Annotated in this window: 13 protein-coding genes; 8 read left to right on the top strand and 5 right to left on the bottom strand. The window is 59.6% G+C overall.

Features of this window, described 5'->3' with window-relative positions:
• Positions 1 to 142: 142 nt before the first annotated feature.
• Entirely contained in the window at positions 143 to 1,342 is a 1,200-nt protein-coding gene (gene tyrS / locus ACIPL0_RS29220) for a tyrosine--tRNA ligase (protein ID WP_400602342.1), read from the bottom strand.
• Positions 1,343 to 1,552: 210 nt separating this feature from the next.
• Here tyrS and ACIPL0_RS29215 point away from each other — a divergent pair, with 210 nt between their 5' ends.
• Both ACIPL0_RS29215 and ACIPL0_RS29210 read left to right on the top strand, forming a co-directional pair.
• Positions 1,553 to 2,998 (top strand): peptidoglycan DD-metalloendopeptidase family protein, encoded by a 1,446-nt coding sequence (locus ACIPL0_RS29215; RefSeq protein WP_400602224.1) that lies wholly within the window; start codon positions 1,553 to 1,555, stop codon positions 2,996 to 2,998.
• Between the two features lie 3 nt (positions 2,999 to 3,001).
• The gene (locus ACIPL0_RS29210) at positions 3,002 to 4,093 is read left to right on the top strand and encodes an anhydro-N-acetylmuramic acid kinase (RefSeq protein WP_400602226.1); all 1,092 of its coding nucleotides are present in this window, start codon (positions 3,002 to 3,004) and stop codon (positions 4,091 to 4,093) included.
• A 64-nt stretch (positions 4,094 to 4,157) separates the two neighbouring features.
• Here ACIPL0_RS29210 and erpA read toward each other — a convergent pair whose 3' ends face one another.
• Entirely contained in the window at positions 4,158 to 4,508 is a 351-nt protein-coding gene (gene erpA / locus ACIPL0_RS29205) for an iron-sulfur cluster insertion protein ErpA (RefSeq protein WP_400602228.1), read from the bottom strand.
• A gap of 179 nt (positions 4,509 to 4,687) precedes the next feature.
• On the bottom strand, positions 4,688 to 5,722 hold the full coding sequence (gene argC / locus ACIPL0_RS29200; RefSeq protein WP_400602230.1) for an N-acetyl-gamma-glutamyl-phosphate reductase: 1,035 nt from the start codon (positions 5,720 to 5,722) through the stop codon (positions 4,688 to 4,690).
• A 133-nt stretch (positions 5,723 to 5,855) separates the two neighbouring features.
• Between argC and hemJ the strand changes: the two genes are divergently transcribed.
• From hemJ to coq7, 5 genes are all read left to right on the top strand, one after another.
• Positions 5,856 to 6,278: a protoporphyrinogen oxidase HemJ gene (hemJ, locus tag ACIPL0_RS29195; RefSeq protein WP_400602232.1), complete on the top strand. Its 423-nt coding sequence runs from the start codon at positions 5,856 to 5,858 to the stop codon at positions 6,276 to 6,278.
• 46 nt (positions 6,279 to 6,324) lie between these two features.
• Positions 6,325 to 7,227: a DUF805 domain-containing protein gene (locus ACIPL0_RS29190; protein ID WP_400602234.1), complete on the top strand. Its 903-nt coding sequence runs from the start codon at positions 6,325 to 6,327 to the stop codon at positions 7,225 to 7,227.
• A 57-nt stretch (positions 7,228 to 7,284) separates the two neighbouring features.
• Complete coding sequence (locus ACIPL0_RS29185) at positions 7,285 to 8,070, top strand: SDR family NAD(P)-dependent oxidoreductase (RefSeq protein WP_400602236.1); 786 nt, start codon at positions 7,285 to 7,287, stop codon at positions 8,068 to 8,070.
• A gap of 89 nt (positions 8,071 to 8,159) precedes the next feature.
• Positions 8,160 to 8,498: a histidine triad nucleotide-binding protein gene (locus ACIPL0_RS29180; protein WP_166595575.1), complete on the top strand. Its 339-nt coding sequence runs from the start codon at positions 8,160 to 8,162 to the stop codon at positions 8,496 to 8,498.
• A gap of 126 nt (positions 8,499 to 8,624) precedes the next feature.
• Positions 8,625 to 9,272, top strand: coding sequence for a 2-polyprenyl-3-methyl-6-methoxy-1,4-benzoquinone monooxygenase (gene coq7 / locus ACIPL0_RS29175; protein ID WP_400602238.1), 648 nt, complete (start codon positions 8,625 to 8,627; stop codon positions 9,270 to 9,272).
• A 75-nt stretch (positions 9,273 to 9,347) separates the two neighbouring features.
• Here coq7 and ACIPL0_RS29170 read toward each other — a convergent pair whose 3' ends face one another.
• Positions 9,348 to 9,770, bottom strand: a complete 423-nt coding sequence (locus ACIPL0_RS29170) for an OsmC family protein (protein ID WP_108239979.1) — start codon at positions 9,768 to 9,770, stop codon at positions 9,348 to 9,350.
• Between the two features lie 207 nt (positions 9,771 to 9,977).
• On the opposite strand from ACIPL0_RS29170, the gene crp reads away from it, so the two are divergent.
• Positions 9,978 to 10,622, top strand: a complete 645-nt coding sequence (gene crp, locus ACIPL0_RS29165; protein WP_400602241.1) for a cAMP-activated global transcriptional regulator CRP — start codon at positions 9,978 to 9,980, stop codon at positions 10,620 to 10,622.
• A 12-nt stretch (positions 10,623 to 10,634) separates the two neighbouring features.
• Here crp and ACIPL0_RS29160 read toward each other — a convergent pair whose 3' ends face one another.
• Positions 10,635 to 11,330: a biotin/lipoate A/B protein ligase family protein gene (locus ACIPL0_RS29160; RefSeq protein WP_400602243.1), complete on the bottom strand. Its 696-nt coding sequence runs from the start codon at positions 11,328 to 11,330 to the stop codon at positions 10,635 to 10,637.
• Between the last annotated feature and the right edge of the window lie 2 nt (positions 11,331 to 11,332).

Raw genomic sequence — 11,332 nt, 5'->3', positions numbered from 1 at the left:
ATTCGAACATCTAAACCGAAGCACTTCCTCGCTGACTTATCGTCTAACTCGTTGATACTCAAGGAGTTTTCCGTTCCGTCTGCGCCGGAAGTGGGCCGAATTATAGAGACATCCGCAGGCGCGTCAAGCACTTATTTCAAATTCATTCCAAATTCAAAGTAACGCGCCCGAAAGCCTTCTTGCCGGCCTGGCAAACATGGGTCGCACCCACCTTAAAGATGAAGCTGCGATCAACCACCTCACCATCGACACGCACGCCACCGGACGCCAGCAGATCGCGAGCGACCGCCGCGTTCTTCACCAGGCCTGCTTTATTAAGGATGGCGCCGATCGGCATATCCTCAGCAGCCGACACAGTGATCTCTGGCAGATCTTCAGGAAGCTCGCCTTCCTTCATACGGTTGCCAGCCGAACGATGGGCCGAAGCCGCAGCCTCCTCACCATGGAAGCGGGCAACGATTTCTTCAGCCAGCTTGATCTTGATGTCACGCGGGTTGGCACCAGCCTCGCAATCAGCCTTGAAGCCATTGATCTCTTCCATGGAGCGGAAGCTCAGCAGCTCGAAGTAACGCCACATCAGCGAATCCGGGATCGACACCAGCTTGCTATACATAATGCCAGGCGCTTCCTGGATACCGACGTAGTTACCCAGCGACTTGGACATCTTCTTGACGCCATCCAGCCCTTCCAGCAACGGCATGGTCAGTACGCACTGCGCTTCCTGACCATAAGCACGCTGAAGCTCACGCCCCATCAGCAGGTTGAACTTCTGGTCGGTACCACCCAGCTCGACATCAGCACGCAACGCCACGGAGTCATAACCCTGAACCAGCGGGTAAAGAAACTCATGGATAGCGATGGACTGGTTCGACTTGTAGCGCTTGTCGAAGTCATCGCGCTCAAGCATGCGCGCGACGGTGTATTGCGAAGACAGACGAATGAAATCGGCAGGACTCATCTGATCCATCCAGGTGGAGTTGAACGCCACCTCGGTTTTTTCCGGATCGAGAATCTTGAAGACCTGAGACTTGTAGGTCTCGGCATAGTCCAGAACCTGCTGACGAGTCAGCGGCGGACGAGTAGCGCTCTTGCCGCTCGGGTCACCGATCATGCCGGTGAAGTCACCAATCAGGAAGATGACCTGATGCCCCAGCTCCTGGAACTGGCGCAGCTTATTAATAAGCACCGTATGCCCAAGGTGCAGGTCCGGCGCCGTCGGGTCGAAACCGGCCTTGATGCGCAGTGGCTGACCACGCTTGAGCTTCGCGACCAGCTCGGACTCTACCAGGAGTTCATCTGCGCCGCGCTTGATCAGCGCCAGCTGCTCTTCAACCGACTTCATACCCGCCTCGTAATGCCTTATTTCAAAGGGAAACAACCATACAAGATCACCGCCCAAACACAAGCTCTGACAAAAGAAGCCCGACGAATCAGGGAACGATCCGCGCGCAGACTTGCCTCAGGTGGGATTTGGTTATATTTTATACAGTTATTTCATCTTCATCATGTCATTCATCTTTTCCATTTCATCTTTTCAAAGTCAAAGTCACCTATGAACGACACTCCGCCTAAAGCGCCCCCGCTTTATCCGAAGAGCCATCTGCTTGCAGCCAGCGGTATCGCCGCCCTGCTCAGCCTGGCACTTCTGGTCTTTCCATCCAGCGATGTCGAAGCCAAGAAAACCAATCTGACCCTTGATCTGGAGACCCCGGTCGAGCAGTTCAAGCAAGAACAAGACGCTCAGGATCAGACTCAGGCCACAGAAACCTCTTCCGAATCACCGTTCGCGCAAATCGACAACGCTGACGACGACACTCAGGACACCGCAGAATCCAAGCCGGAAACCAAACCCGAGGCCAAGCCGAAAGCCGCCGCCGTGGCCGATGCCAAGGGGGCGACCCACAGAGAAGTCGTCGTTTCCAAGGGCGATACGCTTTCCACGCTGTTCGAAAAGGTCGGCCTGCCGCCGGCCACTGTTCACGAAGTGATCGCCAGCGACAAACAGGCCAAGCAGTTCAGCCAGTTGAAGAACGGCCAGGTCCTGCAATTCGAGCTGTCCCCTGAAGGCAACCTCAAGCAGCTGCACAGCAAACTGAACGATCTGGAAAGCATCAGCCTGTCCAGGACCGACAAGGGCTACACGTTCACTCGCGATGTCAGCAAGCCAAACGTCCGTACAGCGTACGTCCACGGCGTCATCAACAGCTCGCTGTCACAGTCGGCCCAACGTGCCGGCCTGAATCACAGCATGACCATGGATATGGCCAATATCTTCGGCTATGACGTCGACTTCGCTCAGGACATCCGCAAGGGCGACGAATTCGACGTGATCTATGAGCAGAAAGTCGTCAACGGCAAGACGGTAGGTACCGGCAATATCCTTTCCGCGCGCTTCACCAACCGCGGCAAGACCTACACCGCCGTGCGTTACACCAACAAGCAAGGCAACACCAATTACTACACAGCTGACGGCAACAGCATGCGCAAGGCGTTCATCCGCACGCCAGTGGAATACGCACGCATCAGTTCGCTGTTCTCCATGGGCCGCAAGCATCCGATTCTGAACAAGATTCGCGCCCATAAAGGGATCGACTATGCTGCACCTCGCGGCACACCGATCAAGGCAACTGGTGACGGCAAGGTGATTCTGGCCGGCCGCCGTGGCGGCTACGGCAATACCGTGATCATTCAGCATGGCGAGACTTACCGCACGCTGTATGGCCACATGCAGGGCTTTGCCAAAGGCATCCAGAACGGCAGCGTCGTCAAGCAGGGCCAGGTCATTGGCTATATTGGTACCACCGGCCTGTCGACAGGTCCGCATGTGCATTACGAGTTCCAGGTAAACGGCGTTCACGTCGACCCGCTGGGTCAGAAGCTGCCGATGGCAGATCCGATCGCCAAATCCGAAAAACAGCGGTTCATGCAGGAAAGCCAGCCATTGATGGCGCGCATGGACCAGGAAAAGGCCACCATGCTGGCCTCGAGTAAGCGCTGACTCATGACTTTATATGTAGGTGTAATGTCCGGAAGCAGTCTCGATGGACTCGACTTCGCGCTCGTAGAACAGGATGACCGGCCGCGTCTGCTCGGCACCCATTACATTCCCATGCCGGATGAACTGCGTGCCGAGCTGCTGGGCCTGTGCGCCAGCGGCCCGGACGAGCTGGCTCGCGCCGGCATCGCCGAGCAGAAGTGGGTGCACCTGGCCGCCCAAGGCGTCGCTGCCCTGCTCAAGCAGCAAAACGTGTCTGCCGGCGAGATCCGCGCCATCGGCAGTCATGGCCAGACCATCCGCCACGAGCCGGCCCGCGGCTTCACCGTGCAGATCGGCAACCCGGCGCTGCTGGCCGAGCTGACCGGCATCACCGTCGTCAGCGACTTCCGCAAGCGTGATATCGCTGCAGGCGGTCAGGGCGCGCCTTTGGTGCCCGCGTTCCATGAAGCGCTGTTCGACGACAACAAGGATTACCGTGCCGTTCTCAACGTCGGCGGCTTCAGCAACCTGAGCCTGATCGAGATCGACAAGCCGGTATCTGGCTTCGACTCCGGTCCGGGTAACGTGCTGCTCGATGCCTGGATTCAGGCACAGCGTGGCCTGAGTTACGATCGCGACGGTGCCTGGGGCGCCAGCGGCACGGTCAATCCCGACTTGCTGAAGTCGATGCTCAGTGACCAGTTCTTCCAGACCAAGGGTCCGAAGAGCACTGGCCGCGAAGTGTTCAACCTCGGCTGGGTGCAGCACCACATGTTCCAGTTGCCGACCCTGAAGCCTGAAGACGTGCAGGCCACGTTGCTGGAAGTGACTGCGCTGAGCATCACCGAGTCGCTGCAGTCGGCTCAGGCACAGACCAAGGAACTGCTGGTTTGCGGCGGCGGCGCCCATAACAAGGCACTGATGGCACGCCTGGCTACCCTGCTACCACAGACCAAGGTCTCCAGCACCGCGGAATTCGGTGTCGACCCTGACTGGGTTGAAGCGATGGCCTTTGCCTGGCTGGCGCATTGCGCACTGGAAAGCGTTCCGGCGAACCGTCCAAGCGTGACCGGCGCCAAAGGCCTGCGCGTACTGGGCGCCATTTACCCGGCCTGATCGCAAACGCCAGACAGCAAAACGCCGCGCATCAAGCGCGGCGTTTTTGTTTGCAGCCAGCGAATCAGATCGAGAACGACGATCCGCAACCACAGGTCGTGGCCGCATTCGGGTTCTTGATCACGAAGCGAGAACCTTCCAGACCTTCCTGGTAATCCACTTCGGCGCCTGCCAGATACTGGAAGCTCATTGGATCGACGACCAGGCTGACGCCCTCGCGCTCGACGACGGTATCGTCTTCGGCGACATCTTCATCGAAAGTAAAACCGTACTGAAAACCGGAACAGCCACCGCCCGTCACGAACACACGCAACTTGAGGCGATCATTGCCCTCTTCATCGACCAGGGTTTTCACTTTGTGGGCTGCGCCCTGCGTGAATTCCAGAGCCGTAGGAGTGAAGGATTCGACGCTCATGCTCAAAATCTCCCGGCGCTAAGCCGTCATAATGCGTAATGCCGCGCATTATCCGCTTCTCCTAGAAAACTGGTCAACTATTCTGCGAGCGGCGGCAAGCTTCAAGCGACAAGCTGTGAGCGAAATGCACGCGATCCGGCTTTCTCTTGAAGCCTGTTGCCTGGCGCTTGAAGCTGCCCTCAGGGCAGCATGCCGGCGTGGGACAGGCCCATGCGCTCATCCAGTTCGAACATGATGTTCATGTTTTGGACAGCCTGACCCGATGCGCCTTTGACCAGGTTGTCGATAACCGACAGCACGACCACCAGATCGCCATCCTGTGGACGGTGAACCGCAATACGGCAGACGTTGGCGCCGCGCACACTGCGAGTTTCCGGATGGCTGCCCGCTGGCATCACATCGACGAACGGCTCGTTGGCGTAGCGCTTCTCGAACAGCGCCTGCAGGTCCACCGACCGGTCGACCACGGTCGAATACAAGGTAGCGTGAATGCCGCGAATCATCGGCGTCAGGTGCGGCACGAACGTCAGACCGATATCGCTACCTGCCGCACGACGCAGACCCTGGCTGATTTCCGGCAGGTGACGGTGACCTTTGACGGCGTAGGCCTTGAAGCTTTCGCTGGTTTCGGCATACAGCGAACCAACGCTGGCACCACGACCGGCGCCGCTGATACCGGACTTGCAGTCGGCGATCAGGCGGGTCGGATCGGCCAGGCCAGCTTCCAGCAGCGGCAGGAAGCCCAGCTGGGTGGCGGTTGGATAGCAACCCGGTACAGCGATCAGGCGAGCGCCCTTGATCTTGTCGCGGTTGACTTCCGGCAGGCCGTAGACGGCTTCGTTCAGCAGCTCCGGTGCGCCATGTGGCTGGTTGTACCACTTGGCCCACTCGACCGGGTCCTGCAGACGGAAGTCTGCCGACAGGTCGATGACTTTGGTTCCGGCCGCCAGCAGTTCGCCGGCCAGCGCATGGGCGACGCCGTGTGGGGTCGCGAAGAAGACCACATCGCAGGCCCCCAGCACTTTCACGTCCGGCACACTGAACGCCAGGCCGTCGTAATGACCGCGCAGGTTCGGGTACATGTCGGCGACCGGCGTGCCAGCCTCCGAGCGGGAAGTGATTGCAGCCACCTCTGCCTGTGGATGCTGTGCCAGAAGACGCAGCAACTCGACGCCGGTGTAACCCGTACCACCGACGATACCGACCTTGACCATAACCTGCCCCTCAACGAAACCACTGGAAAGCCGCTGATGATATGAGCCAGACGCTTGCGTAACAACCGTGAACGTGACGTACGGGCGTGCGAGCCACTACTATTTGCGCCACCGTGATTCTGGAAAAACCAAAATGTACTTGTGGATAAAGGCACTGCACATCGTTTCCATCGTCTGCTGGTTCGCCGGCCTGTTCTACCTGCCCCGCCTGTTCGTCTACCACGCCATGAGCGAAGACAGCGTCAGCCGCGAGCGTTTCTGCACCATGGAGCGCAAGCTGTACCGCGGCATCATGGGGCCAGCAATGATCGCCACACTGGTGTTCGGCATCTGGCTGATTACACTCACTCCAGGATTTCTCCAGCAGGGCTGGCTCCATGCCAAGCTGACGCTGGTTGTACTGCTGATCGGCTATCACCACGTCTGCGGTGCGCAGGTCAAACGCTTCGCCCGCGGCGAAAACGGCCGCAGCCATGTGTTTTACCGCTGGTTCAACGAAATCCCTGTATTGATCCTGCTGGCTATCGTCATTCTGGTGGTCGTCAAACCGTTCTGACTTCAGCCGTGCGAGACGCAATTAACTCAAGACAAGGAAGCCGGGGATGGCCGAACACTTCAAGATCGTTTTCGAAGGGCAGCTACGGTTCGGGGTGGAGCTGGAAACTGCGCGCCTGAATCTGGCGCAGTTGTTCAAAAGCGATGTGTCCAACATTGACCGGCTGTTCACCGGCAAGCCGATGACCGTGAAGCGCGGCCTGACCCGTGACGACGCGCAGCGTTATCTCAAGGCACTCAACGATGCCGGCGTCGAGGCGCGTATCGAGCCCGAAGAACCGGTCAAGTTGAGCCTTGAGGAAATCAGCGAAACCAGACCGCAACCGGCCACCTTCGACCCGGCCTCTCCTTACGCACCGCCCCGCGCGACGCTGACCCATGACTGGCCCGCCGTCGGTGAACTCAATGTGTTTACCGTACAAGGGCGAATCGGACGCTTGCGCTATCTGGCCTGGAGCCTGGTCCTGGTGGCCGTGGCCATGGTCGTCGGCCTGCTGTGTGTCGGCGTCATGGGCGTGTCGCTGGTCGCCGGCGGATTGCTCGCCGCAATCGGCTTTGTCGCGCTGGTGGTGATCAGCATTCAGATCGGTGCACAGCGCCTGCATGACGCCGGCTGGTCGGCCTGGCTGCTGCTGCTCAATCTGGTGCCGGTGGTGGGCAGCTTCTTTCCGATCCTGATGATCGTGGTACCCGGGAACAGCGGGACAAATCAGTACGGCCCACCTCCACCTGCCAACGGCAAGGCGGTTAAACTGCTCGCCGCATTGTGGCTGGTATTTCTCGCCTTGGTGTTCGTCGGCGCCTTGATGGGCGGACTGGACGCCTTCCAGGAAGAAGTAGAAGCCACCACCAGCGAATACGAACAAGCCTTGCCCTACGACGATGACTCCGACGATGCCGCGCAACCTGCGGACCCGGCCGACTCATCCGACAGCGCCCAAGACCAATGACCGTCTGGTAGCAGGGACGCTGCCTCAATACCCGCAACACCCTCACTGGAGAATTGCATGACCCGTTACGCCCTGGTCACCGGCGCATCCAGCGGCCTTGGCCTGGCCCTGGCCGAAGCCCTCGCCCGCCGTGGCCGCAACCTGATTCTGGTGGCTCGCCACAGGGACATGCTGGAAAGCATCGCGCTGGAGTTCACTCAACGCTTCGGCGTGGAAGTGCTGTTCCGCGCCTGCGATCTGGGTGAGCCGTTGCGGCTGTCGGGTTTTCTGCTGGAGCTCGAAGAAGGCGAACGGCAGATCGACCTGCTGGTGAACTGTGCCGGTATCGGCAATGCCGGCTCGTTTCTCGCCCAGGAGTGGGCACAGGAACAGGACCTGCTCGACCTCAACGTACTGGCGCTGACGCGTCTGTGCCACACCGTCGGCAACCTGATGGCTGTGCAGGGTGGCGGGCAGATTCTCAATGTCGCGTCGACCATGGGCTTCCAGCCCGGCCCGTGGATGAGCACTTACGCAGCGAGCAAGGCCTTCGTGTTGCATTTGTCCGAAGGGCTGCGCGAAGAGTTGAAGAAAACCGGCGTGAAGATCTCCGTGCTCTGTCCCGGCCCGACCCGCACGGCATTTTTCCGCACCGCACAACTGAATGCCGACAAGTTCGTCCATGACAACAGCATGAGCCCCGAAGAGATCGCGCTCTATACCGTCCGCGCCCTCGACAAGAACCGCACGGTGATCATCCCCGGCTGGCGCAACCGCCTGTTGGTTCGCGTACCGCGCCTGGTCGGACGCTGGACGACACGCAAGCTCTGGGGCTCGATGCTGAAATCTCGGACATCGGTATAAGCCAACAAGCGACAAGAAACGGCTGGGCGTGCCCGACCACGCTCAGTACACTCGGGGCATTCCCCCCCTCGAAACGGAGAAACAAGGCAGTGGAAACTCTGTTCACCAAGATCATCAACCGGGAAATTCCGGCGAAGATCATCTATGAAGATGATCAAGTGCTGGCCTTCCACGACATCGCCCCCCAGGCGCCGGTGCATTTTCTGGTCATCCCGAAAAAGCCGATCGCAACCCTCAACGACGTGACCGAAGAGGACAAGGGGCTGCTGGGCCACATCCTGTTCACCGCTCAACGCCTGGCCAAAGAGCAAGGCTGCGAAGATGGCTTCCGCGTGGTCATGAACACCAATGAGAAAGGCGGCCAGACCGTTTATCACATTCACATGCACGTGCTGGGCAAGCGTCAGATGACCTGGCCGCCGGGCTGAGTCGTCATTTCAACGACTTGCACACCCGCCGACCGTCTATCACGCGCCTCGGCGGGTTGACGCAGCACAAGCCTCGTCACATTGATTGAGGTAGACTGGCCGCCGTGGATTTATCCGGAGGTGCCCATGGCTACCGAACGTCACTACTCCCCTATCGACCGATTCCTTCTGCAGGCCGATGCCGCCATGCGCACGCTGCTGCCTTCCAGCGCGCACGCTCACCGGCCGTCGCCAGCCATCGTCCAGCCCGAGACGAAGATGAGCGAAAGCGACACGAAACATGTCGCCGGCCTCATGCGTATCAACCACACCGGCGAAGTCTGTGCCCAGGCGCTGTATCAGGGTCAGGCCCTGACCGCCAAGCTGCCGCATGTGCGCAAGGCCATGGAACACGCCGCCGAAGAAGAAATCGATCATCTGGTCTGGTGCGAACAGCGCATCCGTCAACTCGGCAGCCACACCAGCGTGTTGAACCCGCTGTTTTACGGTATGTCGTTCGGCATTGGCGCCGTCGCCGGCCTGATCAGCGACAAGGTCAGCCTGGGTTTTGTCGCCGCCACCGAAGATCAGGTATGCAAGCACCTCAACGAACATCTGGAACAACTGCCGATCGAGGATGAAAAATCCCGGGCAATTCTTGAGCAGATGCGCGTGGATGAAGAGCAGCACGCCGACGGCGCCATCGAAGCCGGCGGTTTCCGCTTCCCGGCCCCGGTGAAGTTCGGCATGAGCATGCTGGCCAAGGTCATGACCAAGAGCACCTACCGCATCTGACGCTCAGCCGTTGAAGCAGTGTGGAGCGAATTCATTCGCTCCCACTGCCATCAGGCATGTGACCTGCCTGAAAAATCAGCCCAGCTCGATGATTTCGTAGTCGTGGGTGATTTCCACGCCCGCAGCGCCCAGCATGATCGACGCCGAGCAGTATTTCTCGGCCGACAGCTCGATGGCGCGCTTGACCTGGGCTTCTTTCAAGCCACGGCCTTTGACCACGAAGTGCAGGTGGATCTTGGTGAAGACTTTCGGGTCTTCAGTCGCGCGCTCGGCTTCCAGGAACGCCTCACAGCTTTCCACGGGCTGACGAGCCTTTTTGAGGATGCTGACGACGTCGAAGTTGCTGCAGCCGCCCAGACCGATCAGCACCATCTCCATAGGGCGTACGCCAAGGTTGCGACCGCCGCTTTCGGGCGGGCCATCCATCACCACCACGTGACCGCTGCCGGACTCGCCGAGGAACATGGCTTCCCCCGCCCATTGAATACGCGCTTTCATCCCCAGGACTCCACTGCTAGAAAAAAGGCGGCCAGCTTAGCACAGGGCCATGATGTCGCCGCGCCGACCGGAAATGCCGAAACGCGACAAAAATGTAGGAAATATCTGAAAAAATGGCGATTTGCCGCTGAAGAACTGTGTCAAATCGGAAATACTGCCGATACCTATAAGAATGCCTCAGGGCGCAGTTTTTTACGGGACATGCACATGGTTGCCTTGCCGCTTCCGAACAAGCTCAAAATCGCCGACAAACTTCTCCCCTACGCCCAGCGAAGGCGCTGCGCGGCCAAGAGCAACATCATCTGCGCAGGTGAACAATCCGAATCGCTGTTTCTGATCATCAAGGGCTCGGTGACGATCCTGATCGAGGACAACGAAGGCCGGGAGATGATCGTGGCCTACCTCAACAGCGGCGATTTCTTCGGCGAACTGGGCCTGTTTCAACCCAACAGCAGCGGCCCTCAGCGCAGCGCGTGGGTTCGCGCCAAGACCGAATGTGAGGTCGCCGAGATCACCTATGCCAAGTTCCGCGAACTGAGCCAGAACGACCCGGAGCTGATGTACGCCATTGGCGGGCAGATGGCCGAGCGTCTGCGCAACACCACGCGCAAAGTCGGCGATCTGGCCTTTCTCGACGTCACCGGTCGCGTTGCCCGCAGCCTGCTGGACCTGTGCAAGCAGCCCGACGCGATGACCCATCCCGACGGCATGCAGATCAAGGTCACCCGCCAGGAGATCGGTCGCATCGTCGGTTGTTCGCGGGAAATGGTCGGACGCGTGCTCAAGTCGCTGGAAGAACAGAAGCTGATTCACGTGCGCGGCAAGACCATGGTGGTCTTCGGCACGCGCTGACGCCGGCTGCGATTACAGCCGGGCGATCATGTCGGCGTAACGCTCACCGAGGCGCGCCAGAAAATCCGGCGCTTCGAACAATTCATGCAGAGCGATGTGGCTGTCGGCGCGGCAGCGCTGCTCCAGTTCGCACATTTCGTTGAAACGGTTCACGGCGTTGACCATCTCGAACCGTTCGTTATCCAGCAGCATGGCACCGTGGGCCAGCACCACCGGACGCTTGCCGCCCTGACTCTGGCGCCAGCGCTGGGCCGTGCCGACCATCTTGCGGCCATCCAGGTTGACGTTGTAGCGCCCGTCGCAGAAAGCGCCTTCGACTTCACCGAGGCTGGCAGCGCCGCCGAGTTCGACCAGTGTGTCCAGCATGGGCTGGCACAGACGCAGATAGGCTTTTTCGATGCGGTCGCGGTCGTGATCGGAAGCGGGCTGAACGTAGACCAGTGCGACATTGACCGTGGCCGACGACTGCGGCACCGGCTCACCGCCGCTTTCGCGCAGCAGCACCGGCCAACCGAGGTCGTTCAGGGTTTCACTGGCTTCGGTAAAGCCACCCAGGCGACTGAGGCGACGAGGCATGACCAGCGCATGGTCGTTGGGACGCCAGAACAACAAGCCGTGATCGGCATCGCCGGCACAGATCGATGCCAGTAGATCCTGTTCGGCCTGAAGGCCGGCTTCCACGCAGATATCCAGAACTTGAGCGGTCACGC

This window comes from Pseudomonas sp. NPDC090208, assembly GCF_044746785.1.
Lineage (GTDB): Bacteria > Pseudomonadota > Gammaproteobacteria > Pseudomonadales > Pseudomonadaceae > Aquipseudomonas.
The sequence above is the reverse complement of the archived record's forward strand: the minus strand, read 5'-3'. Positions and strand labels throughout refer to the sequence as shown.

Bases quoted from the DNA above. Each gene is read 5' to 3' on its own strand.
- tyrS (WP_400602342.1), bottom strand. From the start codon at position 1,342: ATGAAGTCGGTTGAAGAGCAGCTGGCGCTGATCAAGCGCGGCGCAGAT.
- ACIPL0_RS29215 (WP_400602224.1), top strand. From the start codon at position 1,553: ATGAACGACACTCCGCCTAAAGCGCCCCCGCTTTATCCGAAGAGCCAT.
- ACIPL0_RS29210 (WP_400602226.1), top strand. From the start codon at position 3,002: ATGACTTTATATGTAGGTGTAATGTCCGGAAGCAGTCTCGATGGACTC.
- erpA (WP_400602228.1), bottom strand. From the start codon at position 4,508: ATGAGCGTCGAATCCTTCACTCCTACGGCTCTGGAATTCACGCAGGGC.
- argC (WP_400602230.1), bottom strand. From the start codon at position 5,722: ATGGTCAAGGTCGGTATCGTCGGTGGTACGGGTTACACCGGCGTCGAG.
- hemJ (WP_400602232.1), top strand. From the start codon at position 5,856: ATGTACTTGTGGATAAAGGCACTGCACATCGTTTCCATCGTCTGCTGG.
- ACIPL0_RS29190 (WP_400602234.1), top strand. From the start codon at position 6,325: ATGGCCGAACACTTCAAGATCGTTTTCGAAGGGCAGCTACGGTTCGGG.
- ACIPL0_RS29185 (WP_400602236.1), top strand. From the start codon at position 7,285: ATGACCCGTTACGCCCTGGTCACCGGCGCATCCAGCGGCCTTGGCCTG.
- coq7 (WP_400602238.1), top strand. From the start codon at position 8,625: ATGGCTACCGAACGTCACTACTCCCCTATCGACCGATTCCTTCTGCAG.
- ACIPL0_RS29170 (WP_108239979.1), bottom strand. From the start codon at position 9,770: ATGAAAGCGCGTATTCAATGGGCGGGGGAAGCCATGTTCCTCGGCGAG.
- crp (WP_400602241.1), top strand. From the start codon at position 9,978: ATGGTTGCCTTGCCGCTTCCGAACAAGCTCAAAATCGCCGACAAACTT.